We start from the raw sequence: 19,294 nt of genomic DNA, 5'->3' as shown, positions 1-19,294 counted from the left end.
CCAAAACCCCTAATATATCAACTTCTTCCTGGCGCAACAAGACCCCTATGGTCTCTCTTGATTCTCTTGATTCGTCGGTGATATAGGAACAGGGTTTCCCAATCCGGCGAGGTTTTTAGAGTACGTTTGTATGGAAATGACTCTCCTACTCAATGCTACCTATGAGCCATTGCGAGTTGTGCACTGGCAAAAAGCCATCAATTTGTTATGGCAAGGAAAAGTCGAAGTCCTTGAATTTTATGATCGGGATATTCGAGGGGTGTCCATTTCCTTTAAATTGCCTTCCGTGATGCGTCTTCTCAACATGGTCAAGCTTCGTTCGAATCATCATGCGGTGAAATTTTCTCGTATCAATATTTTTACCCGTGACCGGTATACCTGCCAATATTGCTATGCACGGTTTCGCACTGAAGAATTGACATTTGATCATGTGGTGCCTATTGCCAAAGGTGGAAAGAAAACCTGGGAAAACATTGTGACAGCATGTTGGCGATGTAATAACCGGAAAAGCGGGCGTGTTCCTCATGAGGCAGGGATGAAATTACTCAAGGAGCCCGTCAAGCCTAAATGGACCCCCCGGCTGACACTGATGATCGGTATCCGCCACGCTCCGGAAAGTTGGCGGGATTATTTATACTGGAATGTGGAATTGGATGCGGATTCCTAGATCCTCCGGCTCTCCTGGTTCCTGATGGTTGTCACCGGGGCCATCTTTCTTTTGTCCCCGGTGACGGACTACCTAAAGCGGAACTTCATGCTCTCACATAAAGCGAATCCGACGCCTTGCCGAACCCAAGCAGGAATGGTGCGCGATGAGTTGAGGCATTCCTACTCTGTCTCTTTTTCCCCGATTTCCTGAAAATGTTCACCAATGACCCGAATAGGTAGGACGCTCAGGAGTTATCTGCCAATTCGGGTCGAACGATTGAGGAATCAAACGCTTGCGCTACGATACTTCGATGAGAGGAATCGGTGCCCGCTCGGCTTGTTTCCGAAGGCCACAATTAATACACCAGAAAACCAGAAGAGACATTCCTGATTCCATGTCGACTTCCCGATCGAGCAACATCGTTCCCTGGCATTTTTCACAGCGATACATAGATGAATCTCCTGTGGTTTTACCGGTCAGGCTTTTAGGAGTCGTCAGAATCAACAGGGAAAAGAGCGTACAGGCGTTTGGCCGAGAAAATGAATGAGGACCAAAAATGAATAAAGCCTTGAGCACTGATTCTTCAGACGCGCTGACTCGGAGTGTAAATAAAAAATTGCATGGTCCTGAATGAAAGAATCCTAAAAAAGAGAGGCAATCTACCATAGGCAAAAAGGTAAAAGCTATGGAATGCAAGTATGAAAATGAGAATAGGGGAGGCATGGTCGAGGTTTTGACTTATCGAGGAAATGGAGTGAAGATTTGAGCATCATCCGGCGGTTGCTGCGGAAGAGTCTGTCAAGGGAACATTGTCTGATTCACAGGAAAGTGTTTTTGATGATGATTCAAAATCGACACTGGCATGGGAGGTTGTGAGTTTGGATCTTTTGCCGGATTCTCAGCCCCCTGTCCCCGCAGAGCCTGAATGGGTTTCCTGGACTGATGAACAGTTGTTGAATCTCCGGTTGTCGGATTTGAAAATCCGCATCTCCGGAACTGAATTGGGTCAATGCGTCCGTCAGTTATACCGCGAATTGAAGGATCACGGGTTAGTGTTTCGCCCCCATGTCTGGTTGTCCGACGATTGGTATTCGCCTGACGGCACGCCGGGCCTTGCCGTGCCCTTCTATATGGGGCATCCGCGGTTGGCGAAGCTGGAACTTAATCAAATGTTGGAAGTGGAGGGCGGGACCCCCGAATGGTGTATGCGGATTCTTCGACACGAAACGGGGCATGCGATTGAGAATGCCTACCGCTTACGGCGGCGGCGTAGCCGGCAACAAATGTTCGGGCATACTTCGGTTCCGTATCCCGATTGTTATTTGCCAAAACCCTATAGTAAAAGTTTTGTGTTGCATCTTGATATGTGGTATGCCCAGAGTCATCCAGACGAGGATTTTGCCGAAACCTTTGCCGTCTGGCTCACACCGCACTCACACTGGCGTGAGCGTTATGCCGGATGGCCGGCACTTAAAAAATTGGAATATATGGACGGGCTAATGAAGGAGTTGGCGGGGGTTGCGCCAATTGTGACAACCAGGGAACAGGTTGACCCTATCCAGCGACTGCACAAAACGCTCCGGGAACATTATCAGGACAAGCGGGAACGGTATGGCCTGGACTACCCAAACTTTTATGACCGGGACTTGCGGCGTCTTTTTTCCGGGGATCCGGATCAATCGGCAAATCCGTCCGCGGAGAATTTTATCAGGAAATTCAGAAAAGAAGTTCGCCGGAAAGTCGCGGCATGGACGGGAGAGTATCAATATACCATTGATCAAGTTTTACAAGATATGATGGCACATTGCCGTGAACGGAATTTGCGGTTAGCTGTTCCTGAAGAGCAGGCCAAAGTGGATTTTACGATTTTATTGACGGTGCAAACGATGAACTATTTGCATGGTGGACGACATCGGGTGGTGTTATGAGGAAGCTTCGCGTCATGGCCCTTATGCATCAGGATCTCGTGCCCCCCGAGGATGTGGAGCATGCCGATTTGGCTGAGGTTGAATGGAAAACCGAATTTGATGTGGTCTCGACTCTACGGGATCTTGGCCATGAGGTTATGGCTGTCGGTGTCAGGGATGATTTAAGCGTGATTGATAAACTGGTAACGGATTGGAAGCCGCACATTGCTTTCAATCTGCTGGAAGAATTCAATGGCAATCCGGAGTTCGATCAAAATGTCGTGTCCTATTTGGAGCTCCTGGGAGTTCCCTATACCGGGTGTAATCCCAAGGGGCTCGTGCTCACTCGGGATAAAGGCTGGTCAAAAAAAATTATGGCCTACCATGGCATCCGATGCCCGGAGTTTGTGGTCTATCCACTGGGGCGAGTGATCAAGTGGGCAGAAGAGTTTCCCTTTCCGGTCATTGTCAAATCCATTAGTGAAGAAGCGTCTCTCGGCATTTCTCAAGCCTCTATCGTCCATGACGAAGACAAACTCAAAGAACGTGTTGAGTTTGTGCATCAGAGTGTGGGCACGAGCGTCATTGTCGAGCGGTACATTGAAGGACGGGAACTCTATGTGGGCGTGTTAGGTAATCGACGATTGCAAGCCCTGCCGGTTTGGGAGCTGCACTTGAAAAATCTTCCTCCTGATGCTTTGCCGATTGCCACGGCCCGGGTGAAATGGAGCACGAAATATCAAAAAAAATATGGAATTCAATCGGGTGAGGTTGAGGGGTTACATCCCAAGCTGGTGCGGCATATTCAACAAACGGCAAAGCGGGTTTTTCATATTTTGGGATTAAACGGCTATGCCCGCATGGATTTTCGGTTGGATCCCCAGGAGCACCTGTATATATTGGAAGCCAATCCCAATGCCCAACTGGCCTATGGCGAGGATCTGGCTGAGTCGGCTGAACGAGCCGGTATTTCCTATGAAGCCCTGATTCAACGAATTCTGAATATCGGTCTGAGCTGGAAGCCTGAAAGCCAGCGATAGGGGGGATTCTGAAAAACCTGCCAGGAGCAAAGTCGAAGGGCTGTCGGTAGGACTTTTTGCCCATTGCTTCTAATTCTTAGAATAGCCCGCAGAATGATTTCCTTGAGTATTATTTTTATTTCACAGAATAGCGAAACTTTCTAAGAATATTGTAAAAATTTCAAGAGTGAATTCGTTTATTTGAATGCAGAGCATGGTTATGAGTTCTTTAAACCTGCCTGCCAAGTAGCAAGGGCCAATAATGGAAAGTAGTGCGAGTACAAATGGTATTTCAAATAGAAAACGTTAGGGAATCCGGTTCCCGTCATGAGTTCCTCGTCCCACCCTCCTTGCTGATTCTGATGGGTGAGCAGCCAGTCGATTCCACGATGAACAGGTTTTGATGTTCGATCGCCAGCCGCTTCAAGTGCAAGTAAGGCCCAGGCTGTTTGTGAAGGTGTGCTTGATGCTGGAACAAATTCCTGCTTTTCATAGCTGGCACAGCTTTCCCCCCAACCGCCATCCTGATTTTGGATTGAGCGCACCCAGGTGGCAGCACGCTGGATTGCGGCGTTTGCAGTCGGGGAGCCACTTGCGCGAAGGCCACGCACGGCGAGGAATGTCCCATAGGTATAATTTACGCCCCAGCGTCCATCCCAACTCCCGTTGGGTTGTTGATGGCCCAAAAGAAATTGGACGGCACGCGCGATTGCCGGGTGTTGGTATGTGTAATCACGCCGACAGAGTGCCTCTAACACCCGCCCCGTTATATCAGGGCAGCTGGGATCAAGCATGGCATTGTGGTCTGCGAATGGGACCTTATTCAGTAAGGCCCAATTATTATCCACATCAAAGGCAGCCCAACCCCCGTCTGAGGATTGCATCCCTAATAACCAGTTGATGGCACGACCTTCGGCGCGGGTCTGCCGGTCGGGATCAGAGGCCTTGGCATGCTGTAGGGCCAACAAGACCATGGCGGTATCGTCGATGTCCGGGTAGAGTTCATTCGCAAATTGGAAAGGCCATCCTCCAGGCTGCAAATCCGGTCGCTTGACCGACCAGTCTCCTTTGCGGCGAATCTCTTTGCTCAATAACCAATCAGCTGCCCGCTGCATGGCTTGCGGTTCACCAACACCAAGTTCTCCTAATGCAAACATTGAGATAGCGGTATCCCATACCGGGGACAAGCTTGGCTGGAACTGCAGAGCATCTTCTTTCTCAAGAATGAGACCTTCAAGCTGGCCAAGTGTGTCAATGAAGTCCGGGTGGTCCCGCTCATAACCCAGAGCATCCATCGCCATGAGGGCATACATCATTCCTGGAAAAATCGCTCCCAATCCATCCGTGAACCGCATGTGATCGAGCATCCACTTCTCCGCTTCGCGTATCGCCTTGGCGCGAACATCCTTAAAGCCGCGCTTTTCCCAGAGTTTCAATATCTTGTCCACCTGATGAAACAGGAGAGAAAAGGGATCTTTTCTTGGGAGTCTCAGTTTTCGATTGGGCACCATGAGTTCGTCAACGGTCCAATTTCCGGGCACTGTGTGTTGTACTCCGGACGCTTGAAGAATGGAGAGGGGGACAACGATGGCCCGACTCCACGATGAAATTTCATACAAGACATTTCCAGGGATAAGGACGAGCTCAGGTGGAACACTCGGTGTGAACTTTCTTGGGAAGAGACCAAACATGCTCAGGTTATTCTTCGTGTAGCTATTGGTGGCTTGAAGCCCTCCGAGGGCAAGAATGCGTTCACGCGCACGTTGCATCAGCGGTTGGTCGGGATCATAGCCCCCAACTCGAAGCGCCACATATGCACGGGTCGTGGCGTTTACTTCGGCGGGTCCTTCCGTATAAATGTTCCATCCACCATCTGAAAGTTGCCGGTCAAGAATGGTGCGGATGGCTTCCTTGACTTTGGTCTGAATTCTTGGCTCCCACACACCGTTCTCTGGTGGATAGAGCCAGAGTAAAAGCAATACGTAGTCGGATTCCAATGTGGTGTCGGCGGTTAAATCGCCCTGCCAAAAACCTCGCGGATTTTGTTTCGCCAGTAGTGCACGCGCAGAGGATTGGGTAGGTTGGTAGGCTTGGCGTTCGAGTTCCTCCACATGTGACTTAAAGGAAGCCAATTCCGCAAAGGCGTCATTAGGCGGTGTTGGTATGGTGGTAGCGGACGTGTCTCTCATGGGTTCTCCTGATTGTGTGTGAGATTGGATCTCCAAAACAAATGTGGCTCGTTGCTCGCGCGTGGGAGGCGCTAATCCTAAGGCCTCGCTGAACCAGAGTCCTTCGACAGCCAGCCGCCCTAAAAGGGAACGAGTCGGATCAACGGTATTGGCCAGAAAAATGCTCTGCCAATTTTGGTACCGCTCTCGAATGGGCTCGAGTAGATGGGGGTTGATGGAAAAAGCTGCCATGAGAATGGATGCAATTTCTTCTCCTCGAAGTGACCGATTATGGACGGGATTGTCGACAATTTCATGGTCAAGAGCCATACTGGGATGCTCCTCATGAATGGAGCTAGTGAGAAATTCTCCAACCTGTTTCCGTTCCAAATCCTGTATGAGTAACTCTATGAGCCCCGCGAGTAACTGTTCCTTTCCCTCAAAATGATAGAGTAAGCCGCCTTTGCTGATACCGGCTTCTCTAGCGACATGCTCAAGTGTCAAACCACTGACCCCGTTTCGTCCCAACAGGTCTATGGCGGTCTCAAGGATCAAATAACGGGTTGAAGTTAGCATGGATTATTACTGTACCGTCTGGCTGGTTTAGTTTCAATCGAAAATTTTTGATTGTAAACACTAGGTATGAAGAGAGGACGATCCGGGCTGGTTTAAAGTCAGGGCCGCAAAAAATTGATGAAAATGGCATTCACCATGCCAATCAGGCCGCTTGCTGAGGTCAATGGAGGAATAGGAAGCTTGCCATGCCTTTGGTCCACAAAATAACTGCCTCGAATATCTGGGTATCATTTGGCAGAAGCTCAGAGAAGAAAATGGGGCGGGAATTAATTAAACGCCAGGAAACGGTCGCACCCGTCGATGATGTTTGAGAGAATAACCAAGCCGCAAAAGGTCACTTCCTTACCATATCCGTCGGTGGAGACGTGGTGTTGTTGGCATCCATAGGCGCACACAAATAATTTTAGGCCGTTCTTCGCCAGCTCCGGAAATCTCGGGTCCTCTAGGTTTCTGACTCCCTCATCAATGAAATACAAATAGGTATCTATCTTATTAGCTAACGCGGTTTTGGAGAGTTGGTAAACCGTCTCTGCATTGGGATGTTCGGGTGAGGTTGAGAGCAGGAGGCCTAATTTTTTATTGGCGAGAGTAGGATTGGCTGTAATGGTGGTGGAGTCCATGAGAGAAACCCTCTGAATAATAAGGTTTAACGACTGTTTATAGGTGGAATGAGCTTGGCTGTCAAGAGAATATTCAGGAGGGATGTTTTGCTTGACGTCGTTTTTCCTCTGTCTTTATAATTTACTGATTTTCAAGAGAAATTTTCATCTCTGATTATTTTTGATGATGGCAAATCTTACGCATTTTAACGAATCCGGACGGGCTCGAATGGTTGATGTGACGGACAAGCATCCGACCGAGCGTGTAGCGGTGGCAGAGGGAAAAGTGTTTGTCCTGCCGGAAACCCTTGAAAAAATTCATGCAGGTCGGATTGCGAAGGGTGATGTGCTAGCCGTGGCTCAAGTGGCCGGCGTGATGGGGGCCAAACGGACTCCGGATTTGATCCCGATGTGCCATCCTTTACTTCTCACAGGAGTGGATGTTGACTTCATAGAAGATTCCCAGCCTAATTCGGATGGACGGTGTGTCATTACGATTGTAGCAACGGTGAAAACCACCGGAAATACCGGAGTGGAAATGGAAGCCATGACCGCTGTTTCCGTGGCAGCTCTGACGATTTACGATATGTGTAAGGCGGTAGATAAAGGCATGGAGTTTGGAGGGATAGCCCTGATTTCGAAATCCGGAGGAAAGTCAGGAACATATATCCGTGTGCAAAAAGGCAGGTAGGAAAAATGATGCCCATTCTTCGAGCCTGATCGTGGGAGTTGTAAATCGTGAAGATTAAATTATTCGGGATGTTAAAGACCATGATTCCTGGAGGTAAGGATTTAGAAGTGGCCTTTTCCGAAGGTGAACAGGTCAAGGATCTGGTTTATACTATACAGAGGGAGTATCCTCAGGTTGGTGAATTGCTCGAAAAGAAAAAAGTGCTGGTGTCGGTGAACCAAGAAATTGCTCATTGGGACACGGTGTTGGACACGGCTGATGAGGTCGCATTATTGCCTCCCTTTGCGGGAGGATCAGGCGAATGATGAGCTCAGGAGAAAGGGCAATCCGATGGCTGTTGAATTAGAAGAAAGTATGCTGGTTCGGGTGCAACTGGAAAATTTCTCAATTGATGAAGAATTGCATCGAGTGAGGTCCCGGTCCCGTCGAATCGGGGGTATTGCTATGTTTTTGGGGACGGCTCGTGATCGCTCCAAGGGTCGAGACGTGAGTTCCATGAGTTTTGATCACTACGAAGGGATGGCCCAGAAAAAACTTAAAGAAATCCGAGAACAGGCACTTCGTGATTTTGCCATTATTGAGGCATTGGTCCTCCATCGCTATGGTCCCATTGAAATCGGTGAGAATATTGTGCTGATCATTGTTGGGGCTGAACATCGTGCCGATGCCTTTAAGGCTTGCCAATGGTGTATTGATGAACTCAAAAAAATTACTCCAATCTGGAAAATGGAAACGACGCCGGAAGGCGAAGTGTGGGTGGAGGAACACCCATAATGGATGGGGGGGGAGGCGTGACTCTGCCGGATGCGGTCAAAGATGTCTGGGGACGTCCCTTACGATCCTTGCGGGTGTCCGTGACCGATCGATGCAATTTACGGTGTCAGTACTGTATGCCTGAGGAAAATTATGTGTGGCTTCCTCGGGAAAATTTGTTGACGTTTGAAGAAATCGCCTTCCTGACGAATGTGTTTTCAGATCGGGGAGTTGATCGCGTGCGTATTACCGGAGGCGAGCCTCTATTACGCAATAACGTTGCGGAACTCATCAAAATGCTTCGTCAAAACTCTCGCATTCATGATATTGCGATGACCACCAACGGGGTGTTGTTGAGTGAACAGGCGCAGGCCCTTTTTGATGCCGGGCTCCATCGCGTCACGGTGAGTCTGGACACGTTGAAGCCCGAGCGGTTTAAAGCGCTGACTCGACGCGATACGTTGGACAGAGTGTTGGAAGGCATTGCTTCAGTGGAGCGGGTCGGGTTCACAGGGCTGAAGCTGGATACAGTCGCCATGAAGGGATACAACGAAGATGAAGTCATTCCCTTGATTGAATACGGCAAGCAGGTCAACGGAGAAGTGCGTTTTATCGAATATATGGATGTAGGCGGAGCCAATGACTGGTCAGCGGAAAAGGTTCTTTCCCGGAAAGAAATCTTGAAGATGGTCGGTGAGTATTATGGTTCGGTCGAGCCGGTGGAGGAGGTCAGTTCGGCTCCTGCGCAGCGATTCCGGTTGTCAGATGGAACGATATTTGGGATTATTTCTTCCACTACTGTGCCTTTCTGCTCGACATGTGACCGGAGTCGGTTGACGGCTGACGGGATGTGGTATTTGTGCTTGTATGCCAAAACCGGCCTTGACCTTCGCAAGCTCCTTCGAATGGAACGATCACGCACGGATATTCTCTCCATCATCCAGTCTGTCTGGGAAACCCGAAAAGATCGAGGGGCGGAAGAACGCAAAGAGCTTGAACAGGTCAGTGGCCGTGGCCGGTACATTGACATTGAGCGATTGCGCCAAGATCCGCATTTGGAAATGCATGCAAGGGGAGGTTGATCCCCCGCGTTTTCTCCATAATCCGTGTCGCGTCCTTCTCCTGCCAATTTACCCCCAACAGTCTGGGAGTGAGAGGCGCCTTCTTCAACTGATTCTTGCCGGTTCAACCTCCCTATGGTAATGTCGTGTGTCGTGATCGAAGACTGTGTCGGAATCCATGATTCCTTGTTGTGTTCTTTCCCTGCCTTTCTCGTATTTTCTTTATCTCAGCCAGATCTATATCTAGGTTCGCGTGCGATGCGTTCATGAGAGAAGCTTAAGGATAGACTGATTTATGGGATGGTTTAAACGGAATAAAAACACGGATCCCGAAGGTACGTCCATTAAAATCGTGGAAGGGATGTGGGTTAAATGCGCAGTGTGTCGCGCCATTATTTTCAAACGCGAGATTGAGCGAAACTTAAAAGTCTGCCCGAAATGCCAATACCATTTTCCGCTATCGGTTGGTGAGCGATTGGAATTGATTGTCGATCCTGGTTCATTCGAGGAATGGGATGAAGATTTAGTTCCAGGAGATCCCCTACAATTTGTGGACACATTGCCGTACCGCAAGCGCATTCACAAAGCCCAAGAAAAAACGGGAAAAAAAGAAGCAATTTTGACCGGGCGATGCCAAATTGGCAGGAAGCCCGTGGCGCTTGGAATTTTTGATTTTTCATTTATGGGTGGGAGCATGGGATCGGTGGTCGGCGAAAAAATTTGTCGGGCAATCGACCACGCGCTGACGGAGCATATGCCGTTTTTGTTAGTTACGACTTCCGGTGGCGCACGAATGCAAGAGGGGACTTTGTCACTCATGCAAATGGCCAAAACCGCGTCAGCTCTGGCGAAATTACAAGAGGCTCGAATGCCTTTTGTTGTCCTGTTAACGGATCCGACCTTTGGGGGGGTCACTGCCAGTGTCGCAATGTTAGGGGATATTATTCTAGCGGAACCGAAGGCGCTGATTGGGTTTGCCGGCCCGCGGGTCATAGAACAAACGATCAAAGAGCATTTGCCTGAAGGCTTCCAGCGTGCTGAGTTTTTGTTGGAACATGGCATGGTTGATCATATCGTGGAACGAAAAATTCTCAAGCCAACCCTGGAAACGTTGCTTTCGCATTGCGTCACTGAACTCTCTTCCTCTCCGGCGTAATGGCCAAAAGGGCAGGCTTTCCTTGTGCCCCGGTGGATCTCAACAGGCATGACGATGGGCTATCCCCTTTATGGTGAAAGCCCTACGTTGTAGTTATTATTGATACGAAATCTCCTTCCCTTTATCGTCTCCCGCCCAGTTTCGATTCCTGTGGCTAGCTATCCAGAAACGCTTAACTATCTTTTCTCCTTGCACCGGTTTGGTATCAAACTCGGCCTGGAAGCTATTACCGATATTCTTGGCAGGCTGGGGAATCCTCAGCACCGTTATCCTACCCTACATGTTGCCGGCACGAACGGAAAGGGTTCTTCCTCAGCCATGCTGGCCAGGATCCTTGAAGCGAGCGGGTACCGGGTTGGTCTGTATACTTCCCCGCATTTGATTGATTTCCGGGAGCGCATGCGTGTTCAGGGAACAGACATTTCGGAAGATTCGGTTTGTGCCCTGACCGAGGAGATACGGCGAACCGCCAATCCTCTCACGACCCTCACCTTTTTTGAATTTACGACCGCGCTGGCCTTTCTACATTTTCAAAACCAACAAGTGGACATTGCGGTGGTAGAAGTCGGGATGGGCGGACAGTTTGACGCGACCAATGTGTTGAGTCCCATGGGTGCTTTGATAACGGGGATTAGTTTCGACCATGAGGCCTATTTGGGAGACTCTCTTCAGAAGATTGCGAAGGAGAAAGCCGGCATCATTACACAAAAGGCTCCGGTGGTTTTGGGACCCATGCCGGAAGATATTCTTCAGATTTTTGAGACCCAGGCCAAGAAGTGGCAGGCACCCTGCTTTCGGATGGGGCAGGAGTTTTCCCTTCTGGAAACCAGCGCAACGACTTTTACCTATCAAGGGCCGGGATGGACTATTCCAGGCCTACAGACGAATTTGCCCGGCCGGCATCAGTTGGTGAATGCGACAAATGCTCTTGCGTTATTGGAGACGGCCGTCGATCGCATCTTCCCTATTTCACCGTCGGCCATTCGGACCGGTTTACAAGACGTGAGATGGAGAGGTCGATTAGAAATCGTACAACGAAATCCACTTCTGCTTCTGGATGGCGCGCACAATCTTGCGAGTGCTCACGTGTTATTTGACTTTCTCCACTCACAAATTCATGATGGCGCGGGACGAAAACTCATTTTGGTGGTTGGGATGATGCGCGACAAGAATCTTCACGGATTTCTGCGTGTATTAATACCAATTGTAGACCACCTGATTCTCACCCAGCCACGGATGGAAAGGGCGGCGTCGGTAGATGAGCTCAATCAGGCCGTCGATCGTAAAGACCTGGTGCCGTGTTTACTGGCAGATTCATGGGAGGCTGTTTGCAGGGCCAAAGACATCTCGAATCCCACAGACGTGATCTGTGTGACCGGGTCGTTATTTCTGGTTGGGGAGGTACTCAATCGGCTCACTCAGCCGGGTTTCCGAACGTGACGTGTGCGAGCCTGGGAGATGCCCGGCGTGTTCTCACGCGCCGGTCTCATGGATTGATCCTTGGTATATTGATCGTTATCACGATACTGGCAACGGGAGAAACCGTGTTCGGGCAATCGGACCTCTCCGTTGGTGAATCCGAGGAAGTTCCTGCAGCATCCTCAACTGAGAAGGGTTTTGCTGAACCAACCTCACAGGGAGTTCCCGTCACCATTAATGCCGACCGAATTGAATATGATAATGATCGGGAAGAATATCATGCTACCGGAGCTGTGGATATCACACGTGGACCCATTCATCTCAATGCGGATGAAGCCACCCTTCAAAAGCTCACGGGGCGTCTCACGGCGCGTGGTCATGTGCACTTGCGGGATGTGAAGACCGATATCTGGTCGGAAGAGCTTGAGCTCAATCTTAATACCGAAGCGGGAGTGATCACGAACGGCAATATTTTTCTCAAGGAGCAGAATTCCTTTGTGACGGGGCGACGGCTTCAGCGGTTTTCTGAAACCCATTATCGGGTCAAGGAGGGTTCCTTTACCAATTGTGATGCGAAGAATGGCGAGATTCCAGCCTGGCGATTTAACTTTCATGATATGGATGTGGAATATGAGGACAGCTTGTTTGGTAAGGGCGTATGGTTCAATGTAAACGATGTGCCGGTCATCCCGCTTCCCACCTTTCGATATCCGCTGGGAGCTTCTCGAAAAAGCGGATTCTTATTTCCTACGACCGGGTACAATACGCAATTCGGTTACCAGTATCGGCAGGGGTATTTTTGGGCCATCAACCCCAGCAATGATTTAACCATTTCCCCCCAAATCTTAACGGAGCGTGGAGGAGGTGCGGATCTGGAATATCGCTATGTGTGGAATCGGCTCACAAAGGGAGAATGGTTGATACGCTCGCTCTATGATACCCAGCAAAATCGTGGGCGAGCCGAAGTTCGAGGAGCGCATGTTCAACAATTCAATCCTGATTTGTCCTTACGAATGCGCGCCAATTTTTCAAGTGATCGAACGGTCTTGCAAAATCTTAGCAGTTCCGGGACTCAGCGGGCTTTACCCAGCCAAGAGTCGCATCTCACTATTTTGCAACGGCTTGATCATGGAGCGCTATATCTTTCTGGCCAATATATTCAGCCGTTAAGCACCGGCGGGAGTACGACCTTTCAGCGGTTACCCGAAATCGGGCATCGCTTCATGAATCCCAGTGTCTTGGGCAGTCCCCTATCGCTGACTGCGGAAACGACCGCGGTACAATTTCACAGGCAGACAGGATTCGATGTCGGTCGGATCGATGTGATGCCGGGACTGTCAATGGAAGGGCTCCATCTGGGGCATGCCTTGGGTTTCCGTCCCCAGGTGAAATTTCGTGAAGTAGGCTATACGCGGGGGCTCACGGAGAAATCGGCCCAACATCGTGAAACCTTTTGGGTTGGGGCTGAATTGTTCTCGAATGTCTCGAAACGGTTTTCCCTCGGCGAGGGGAATTGGATCCGGCATTCTCTACAACCGAATGTGATTTATGAGTATGTGCCACAGACGAAACAGTCGGAGTTAGTTCAGATCGATGCCGTGGATGATTTAATCCAAAAGAGTTTGGTGACCTATTCCTTGAAAAATCGTCTGAGCCAGATTGGTGGCGGAAAATCCAATGCCTGGTTGGATCTGTTCTTTGCCCAAAGTTATCATGTGGCCAATCCGCCACCCTTCGCCTCCCGGTTTTCGGATATCTGGACACGGGGGCATTTTCATTCACCGGTCGATTCCTCAGCCTTTATCTCGGCCTTCAATCTGAGGGTCGATGCCTTCTACGATCCGAATAGGAAATATTTTTCTCAGATGAACACCGATGTGCTCATCCAAAGCCGGCAGACATGGTATATGACCGTTGGTCAGCGGTACACCAAAGAGGGAACGAGAGTCCGCCGGGGAGATATTTGGAACCCCGTGTCGTTTAATGAGGTGTTGGCTCCGGATGAGGAAATTCTCTATCTGACGACTGGAGGTGGAGTGCGTTTGCCGCATGGTGTGACCCTGGGCACCAAGTGGTATCATGACTTACGGACGGGACAGACTGCGGAATGGGATGTGGTCGGACTCTACCAAAATCCCTGTCGATGTTTTTCCCTCGGGCTCACGTATACACGGCTTCCTGACCGCTCACAATTTGAATTTCTCATCAGCTTGACCGGGTTGTGGGGAACCCAAGGGCATGGGACGCAATTAATGAAGGTGATTCTGGGCCCCATCATGGCGGGAGAGCGTGGAATTCCTTGGGACTATCGCTAACCATCATGCATATTATACCTATGCGAATGTGCACGGTCCCGGTGATGGTTCTATGGAGTTTAGCCGTCTGGCCCCTTCATGTCTGGTCGCAAGAAGTCGTGACTGATCAGGTCACCATCACGTCCGCAAGAGGTCAGCTATTTGGCATCACGTCCGGCGAGGGAATTGCCAGAAAGGCGTTGGCGTCGGGGGAAGACGTGCTGGTGGTTGAAAGCAAAGGTGTGACGGGATATGTTCAGACAACCACACGGTTGCTCGGATTTTCAGGTCGGTTGCAACGGTGGGTTGACATGAATCTCTCCTCGGCGGAGGACGTGATTACTGCCACGGTCACTCCCAAAATAATTATTGTTCAAGGTCAACAGGCGGCCTACGGTTTTCAAAGTGATCTTGGTCGTTGGAAACGAGAACCTTGGGGAGCCGGCGAGGTGTTGGTGAAGAGTATCGTGACTGACTATGTGGCCGTGTTCATTACCAATCGACGGGCCTTGGGATTTTCTGCGTTGACGGGAGGGTTTTTTTCGCAAGATCTTCCATCCGGCAATGCGATTGACCAGACGGAAGCCAATGCGAATATTGTGATCATCCACCTGTCCGGATTGATGTTGGTGTTCCGATCCGGCTTGGCGATTTGGACGGTGTTGCCCTGATTAATTGGAGGCAGGACTACTGGCCAATTCCGGATGCTTGGTCACGCCCGGGTAATCCACCCCAATAGGGCTGTTCGAGCAATAATGGCTCCACCAGTCAATGACTTCCTGCAGAAATGGATCTTCCGGCCCCGTCGCAAAGAGGTGACCATAGAGATAGCCGGTTTGGGTATCAAAGAGGATGAATATCGGCATGGGAGCGGGTTGTGGAAGATGTGGGGTGTCCATGGGTCGTCGGGATCGTGCGTCAGAGGTTCCTTCCGTTTTTCTCTAAATATTCTTGTCGGAACGTGTTGGATTTTTCTTAAATATACCCTTGGTTCAAGGGGATTTGATCGATCATGGGGAATTTGGGTCTCTTTGATTATTTGAAGGCGAGGGGCAGGAACCCGGCAACGATTAGGGCAAATTAGAAGACAACCCTTGACCTTCCCCGTCAAATGGGGTAGCTATGTTCCTTTACCGCACAACCGGGTCAACGGTATGTGCGTTTACCTGGGCTGAGAGGGAGGCTATTCATGGATGCGTTCGATTCTGCTGGTTCAGCTATCGCGAAGCAGGTTGCCAGGATCCTGCTGGTTGAAGATGAAATCGATGTGCGGGAGTCTATCAAGTTGCAGCTTGAGGATGAGGGCCATCAGGTTGTGGACACGGAATCCGGCGGCGACGCCTTGGTCCTGGCCGAGTCTTCCCGGTTCGATATTGTCTTGACGGACGTGATGATTCCCGACATCAACGGAATTGAGTTGGTTCAGCGCATTACGCAACTTCCCAATCATCCGGTTATGATCGTCATGACGGGATATGGGTCGGTAGAGATGGCGGTAAAAGCGATTAAGGCCGGTGCCTTTGATTTTCTCTCTAAACCTTTCTCCGTGGATGTGCTGAGTGCCACGCTTGCCAGTGCCTTACGCGTCAAGAGTCTTCAGGACGAGAATGTCGAATTGAAAAAAACCGTCAAAGGCCAATTTAGTCTGGGAAAACTCATTAGCTCCAGTCAGGTGATGCAAGAAGTGTTTCAGCTGATCGATTGCGTGGCGGATACCGATAGCACCGTGCTGATTTTGGGAGAAAGTGGAACCGGCAAAGAATTAATTGCCCAAACCATTCATTGTCATAGCATGCGGCGCCAGGGAAGCCTGATTCCTGTTAATTGCGGAGCGATTCCCGAGGCCTTATTAGAAAGTGAATTGTTCGGTCATGAGAAAGGTGCCTTTACCGGAGCGGTCGCATCTCGAGTCGGACGTTTTGAGTTAGCGACGGGAGGAACAATTTTCCTTGATGAAATCGGAGATCTGAGTCCCCCGCTCCAAGTTAAGCTTCTTCGTGTCTTACAGGAGCGAACGTTTGAACGAGTGGGGGGTACTCGAACATATAAATCGGATGCTCGGGTTATTGCCGCCACGAACCAAGATCTTGAAACGCTGGTGGCTGCGAAACAATTTCGGGAGGATTTGTTTTATCGGTTGAATGTGGTGCCGGTTCTGGTTCCTCCTCTACGGCATCGGGTCGAAGATATCCCGCTCTTGCTCCAGCATTTTATCACGATGTTCAATGATCGCCGGAAAGCGGAACTCACCGGAGTGGCCGATGATGCGATGAGTCTTTTATGTGAATATCCCTGGCCGGGAAATGTTCGTGAACTTGGAAACATCGTTGAGCGGATTGCGATCTTGAAACGCCGGGGGATGATCGTCCCGGAAGATTTGCCGGAGAAAATCCGGCGATTACCCTCCTCTCATCTCCCCACCATGCCGGCGGCAATTCCCGTGGCCGGGATGGATCTTTCGAGAACGGTTGAGGAGTTTGAAAATCGGTTAATTCTTGAAGCCCTCGAGCGAACGAATTGGGTCAAAAGTAAAGCGGCTCGTCTCCTGCAAATCAATCGCACCACCCTCATAGAAAAGTTAAAAAAGAAATCCCTGGCCGAAGTGGTCGCACAACGTGCGACCCCATCGGAAGATCTGGCCGACGTGTAACAATCGATGACGTCCGGCCTTTCCTGCCGTGTATTTGCCTTCCCATCCCGAACAAGCCTGAGGTTCTGACCATTCCGTCAACTCCTTGACGTCGGCAATATTGTCCGTCGTCCTTGTCCTTGCAAAACTTCCTGGTTTTTCAACGGAAACCCTGTGGTCGATTTTTTGCCATCGGCAAGAATGACTCCGGTCTAATTTTTGCTGAAGAGGTCTATCAGGTTGGAGCAGAACCCAAAAGTGAGGAAATTTACTTGGATTACCCTGTTGTGTGTTTTCTGGCCCAGCGCAGTTTTGGGAGGCCCGTGTTCTGATTTTTCCTGGTACGTTTCCCGCGACATGGTTGTGCCGGAAAGTATTCGACAGGGACAGGATGCCTTACGCGCCGGACAACTCCTGGAAGCCAGAAATATGTTTGCCACCTATCTAAAAGAGCAGGAGCATGGGCAGTTTGCGGAAGGGACCCGTTGGGTCCTGGCCTTTCTTCCTGATCCGTTGGATGAACCGGGTAGAGAAAAATTTCAACGCATCGAGCGTCTGCAAGCGATGAAAATGAGTGATCCGGAGAGTGTGTATGTCCCATGGGCCGTGTGTGCCATGGGTAATGTGTATTGGGAGGCTGGATGGTTTTCAGAAGCCAGCGGCATATTCGAAGATTTTCTCCGGTCCTATCCGGATCATCCCTTAGCGGGAGGAGTCATGGTCGAAGCCGGGCTAGGGTATCTGAGCAATAAGCAATATTTGGAGGCAGCACTGATTCTCAAACGAGTGGTAGAAGAACCCAAGTGGAGTGGCCATCGCCTGAAGGCCGCATTAGGGTTGGCGGATGCCACGGCCATGGCGAAGGCTTGGAGGCAAGCCTACTACTGGTACCGGGTGGTCGAAGCCGAAAAGCCTGAACTCATTCGCCGATCTGGGAATTCATCGTATCAGTATGGATTAACGGAACTTGCGGTTGGAAATCCCGCCATGGCGATATCCAGATTTTTGTTGACGGTGAATCTTCATCCGCATGAGGAACCAGCCGGTATGGCCTTGAACCAAATATCAGAAAAATTACGGAAAGACGGGTATGAATATCTGGCCTTGTATTTTGCCGATCAAGCCCGACAACGTTTTGCCGACCAGGAACCCGGTCGACGTGGACAGGCCGCCCTGACCAGATGGGTCGTGGCGTTTGTTACCCAGGAGCACGCCAAGGAGGACTGGGTCAAGGTGTATCATCGGTTTGATGATTTGGAAATCTATCTCTCGCTCTCATGGGATTATGTTTTAGAAACGGCCGGTATGCTTAGTCATGCCCTAGAAAGGGATGTGGCTGATGAAAGCCTGCTGTGGATGGGGCAAGCCTATCAGGTGCTGGGGGAATACGCCGATGCGGTTCAAACCTATACCCGCCTTATTGTCGTAACCTCGTCCGAGGAGAGGCGTCAGACAGGACAGGATCGACTCGCCCGCTTGTTACAGCATCAGATGCGTTCCTTCTATGATTCGAAAGCCTGGGTGCCGTTACTCAAGTTTCACACCGACTATCAAGACGCCTTTCAGCTTGTGCCATTGGAACGGGAGCGCCTCTTTATGGTGGCCCAAGCCTATCAGCAAGTGAACCTTCCGGCAGAAGCCTGGCATTGGTATGGCCAACTTCTTAATGAGTACCCCGACAGTCCCCTTCGGGAAACCATTCGTCTTCAGCAGGTGGTGGTTGCTCAAGAGCAGGAAAACACATCTTGGGTGCGAGAGGCGGGGGCGTCCTATCTCCAGGAGTTTCCCAGCGGCCAGGGGCGTGGGCAGGTGGAGACCATTCTTGCCTTGGAAGCTCTCACGGACAAACGTTATGCAGAAGCGATACAAGGTTTCTCGGCGGCTCTCCAGCATGTGGACGGCGAAATGGAGCAACGCTATGTGCTCCGGAATCGGGCACGCGCCTATCGAGCGCTCGGGCGGATGGAGTCCGTGGTGCAAGACCTCCGACAGGTGGTGTCCATTCAACCTACGCAGGTTTCCGATGTCCTCCGTTTGGGGGATGCCATGTTTGATCATGGGGACTATGTCGAAGCTCAGCATCTGTACGATCAAGCCCTGGCCTTTGAGGCGCCAGCGGCCTTGCACACCTGGGCCAAATATCGGTTAGCAGCCTCGCTTGAATATATGGGGAAGTCCGATGAAGCGGCCGCGCTGCTCGCTGAAATCCGTCAATTACAAACCCGTTCTCCAGAATTGGAACATACGATTCGTTCAGCCGCCACGGCGGTGTTGGATGAAATGTCCTCAAATGAAATACCACCAACCAGGATTCCCGATGCCCCAATTCAATCCTAAACCGATGATCGCTTTGAGTAGCAAGAGGAATGAGAA

17 protein-coding genes are annotated in these 19,294 nt (G+C 50.4%); 13 read left to right on the top strand and 4 right to left on the bottom strand.

The window, feature by feature from the left end; genetic code table 11:
• The first annotated feature begins 130 nt into the window (after nt 1-130).
• Nucleotides 131-667: an HNH endonuclease gene (locus tag LX98_RS11285; protein ID WP_312640449.1), complete on the top strand. Its 537-nt coding sequence runs from the start codon at nt 131-133 to the stop codon at nt 665-667.
• A 279-nt stretch (nt 668-946) separates the two neighbouring features.
• On the opposite strand, the gene LX98_RS11280 is transcribed toward LX98_RS11285, so the two are convergent.
• Entirely contained in the window at nt 947-1,099 is a 153-nt protein-coding gene (locus tag LX98_RS11280) for a hypothetical protein (protein WP_312640453.1), read from the bottom strand.
• A 437-nt stretch (nt 1,100-1,536) separates the two neighbouring features.
• Between LX98_RS11280 and LX98_RS11275 the strand changes: the two genes are divergently transcribed.
• Both LX98_RS11275 and LX98_RS11270 read left to right on the top strand, forming a co-directional pair.
• Entirely contained in the window at nt 1,537-2,577 is a 1,041-nt protein-coding gene (locus tag LX98_RS11275; protein ID WP_496430596.1) for a putative zinc-binding metallopeptidase, read from the top strand.
• A complete protein-coding gene (locus LX98_RS11270) occupies nt 2,574-3,596 on the top strand; it encodes an ATP-grasp domain-containing protein (RefSeq protein ID WP_496428990.1) in 1,023 nt (340 codons plus the stop codon). Before LX98_RS11275 ends, LX98_RS11270 begins: the two co-directional genes overlap by 4 nt.
• A 197-nt stretch (nt 3,597-3,793) precedes the next feature.
• On the opposite strand, the gene shc is transcribed toward LX98_RS11270, so the two are convergent.
• On the bottom strand, nt 3,794-6,319 hold the full coding sequence (gene shc, locus LX98_RS11265; protein ID WP_496428989.1) for a squalene--hopene cyclase: 2,526 nt from the start codon (nt 6,317-6,319) through the stop codon (nt 3,794-3,796).
• Nucleotides 6,320-6,585: 266 nt separating this feature from the next.
• Nucleotides 6,586-6,939: a DsrE family protein gene (locus LX98_RS11260; RefSeq protein WP_496428988.1), complete on the bottom strand. Its 354-nt coding sequence runs from the start codon at nt 6,937-6,939 to the stop codon at nt 6,586-6,588.
• A 166-nt stretch (nt 6,940-7,105) separates the two neighbouring features.
• Between LX98_RS11260 and moaC the strand changes: the two genes are divergently transcribed.
• From moaC to LX98_RS11220, 8 genes are all read left to right on the top strand, one after another.
• Nucleotides 7,106-7,609 (top strand): cyclic pyranopterin monophosphate synthase MoaC, encoded by a 504-nt coding sequence (moaC, locus tag LX98_RS11255; protein ID WP_496430595.1) that lies wholly within the window; start codon nt 7,106-7,108, stop codon nt 7,607-7,609.
• A 47-nt stretch (nt 7,610-7,656) separates the two neighbouring features.
• Nucleotides 7,657-7,914: a MoaD/ThiS family protein gene (locus LX98_RS11250; protein WP_496428987.1), complete on the top strand. Its 258-nt coding sequence runs from the start codon at nt 7,657-7,659 to the stop codon at nt 7,912-7,914.
• 25 nt (nt 7,915-7,939) lie between these two features.
• Complete coding sequence (locus tag LX98_RS11245) at nt 7,940-8,383, top strand: molybdenum cofactor biosynthesis protein MoaE (RefSeq protein WP_496428986.1); 444 nt, start codon at nt 7,940-7,942, stop codon at nt 8,381-8,383.
• On the top strand, nt 8,383-9,444 hold the full coding sequence (moaA, locus tag LX98_RS11240; RefSeq protein ID WP_496428985.1) for a GTP 3',8-cyclase MoaA: 1,062 nt from the start codon (nt 8,383-8,385) through the stop codon (nt 9,442-9,444). The genes LX98_RS11245 and moaA overlap by 1 nt, the downstream gene beginning before the upstream one ends.
• 274 nt (nt 9,445-9,718) lie before the next feature.
• Nucleotides 9,719-10,579 (top strand): acetyl-CoA carboxylase, carboxyltransferase subunit beta, encoded by an 861-nt coding sequence (accD, locus tag LX98_RS11235; RefSeq protein ID WP_496428984.1) that lies wholly within the window; start codon nt 9,719-9,721, stop codon nt 10,577-10,579.
• A gap of 150 nt (nt 10,580-10,729) precedes the next feature.
• The gene (locus LX98_RS11230) at nt 10,730-12,019 is read left to right on the top strand and encodes a glutamate ligase domain-containing protein (protein ID WP_496428983.1); all 1,290 of its coding nucleotides are present in this window, start codon (nt 10,730-10,732) and stop codon (nt 12,017-12,019) included.
• Nucleotides 12,016-14,313, top strand: a complete 2,298-nt coding sequence (locus LX98_RS11225) for an LPS assembly protein LptD (RefSeq protein ID WP_496428982.1) — start codon at nt 12,016-12,018, stop codon at nt 14,311-14,313. Before LX98_RS11230 ends, LX98_RS11225 begins: the two co-directional genes overlap by 4 nt.
• Nucleotides 14,314-14,318: 5 nt before the next feature.
• On the top strand, nt 14,319-14,963 hold the full coding sequence (locus LX98_RS11220) for a hypothetical protein (RefSeq protein ID WP_496428981.1): 645 nt from the start codon (nt 14,319-14,321) through the stop codon (nt 14,961-14,963).
• Here the strand turns inward: LX98_RS11220 and LX98_RS11215 are convergent, their stop codons facing one another.
• Nucleotides 14,964-15,191, bottom strand: coding sequence for a hypothetical protein (locus tag LX98_RS11215; protein WP_496428980.1), 228 nt, complete (start codon nt 15,189-15,191; stop codon nt 14,964-14,966). It lies immediately after the preceding gene.
• A gap of 290 nt (nt 15,192-15,481) precedes the next feature.
• Between LX98_RS11215 and LX98_RS11210 the strand changes: the two genes are divergently transcribed.
• Together LX98_RS11210 and LX98_RS11205 are read left to right on the top strand one after the other, a co-directional pair.
• Nucleotides 15,482-16,942 (top strand): sigma 54-interacting transcriptional regulator, encoded by a 1,461-nt coding sequence (locus LX98_RS11210; RefSeq protein ID WP_496428979.1) that lies wholly within the window; start codon nt 15,482-15,484, stop codon nt 16,940-16,942.
• A gap of 237 nt (nt 16,943-17,179) precedes the next feature.
• A complete protein-coding gene (locus LX98_RS11205; RefSeq protein WP_496428978.1) occupies nt 17,180-19,258 on the top strand; it encodes a tetratricopeptide repeat protein in 2,079 nt (692 codons plus the stop codon).
• The last annotated feature ends 36 nt before the right edge of the window (nt 19,259-19,294 follow it).

The organism is Nitrospira marina, assembly GCF_059568365.1.
The sequence above is the reverse complement of the archived record's forward strand: the minus strand, read 5'-3'. Positions and strand labels throughout refer to the sequence as shown.

Coding starts and splice junctions, on each gene's coding strand:
- LX98_RS11285 (WP_312640449.1), top strand. CDS start 131: ATGGAAATGACTCTCCTACTCAATGCTACCTATGAGCCATTGCGAGTT.
- LX98_RS11280 (WP_312640453.1), bottom strand. CDS start 1,099: ATGTATCGCTGTGAAAAATGCCAGGGAACGATGTTGCTCGATCGGGAA.
- LX98_RS11270 (WP_496428990.1), top strand. CDS start 2,574: ATGAGGAAGCTTCGCGTCATGGCCCTTATGCATCAGGATCTCGTGCCC.
- shc (WP_496428989.1), bottom strand. CDS start 6,319: ATGCTAACTTCAACCCGTTATTTGATCCTTGAGACCGCCATAGACCTG.
- LX98_RS11260 (WP_496428988.1), bottom strand. CDS start 6,939: ATGGACTCCACCACCATTACAGCCAATCCTACTCTCGCCAATAAAAAA.
- moaC (WP_496430595.1), top strand. CDS start 7,106: ATGGCAAATCTTACGCATTTTAACGAATCCGGACGGGCTCGAATGGTT.
- LX98_RS11245 (WP_496428986.1), top strand. CDS start 7,940: ATGGCTGTTGAATTAGAAGAAAGTATGCTGGTTCGGGTGCAACTGGAA.
- moaA (WP_496428985.1), top strand. CDS start 8,383: ATGGATGGGGGGGGAGGCGTGACTCTGCCGGATGCGGTCAAAGATGTC.
- accD (WP_496428984.1), top strand. CDS start 9,719: ATGGGATGGTTTAAACGGAATAAAAACACGGATCCCGAAGGTACGTCC.
- LX98_RS11220 (WP_496428981.1), top strand. CDS start 14,319: ATGCATATTATACCTATGCGAATGTGCACGGTCCCGGTGATGGTTCTA.
- LX98_RS11215 (WP_496428980.1), bottom strand. CDS start 15,191: ATGGACACCCCACATCTTCCACAACCCGCTCCCATGCCGATATTCATC.
- LX98_RS11210 (WP_496428979.1), top strand. CDS start 15,482: ATGGATGCGTTCGATTCTGCTGGTTCAGCTATCGCGAAGCAGGTTGCC.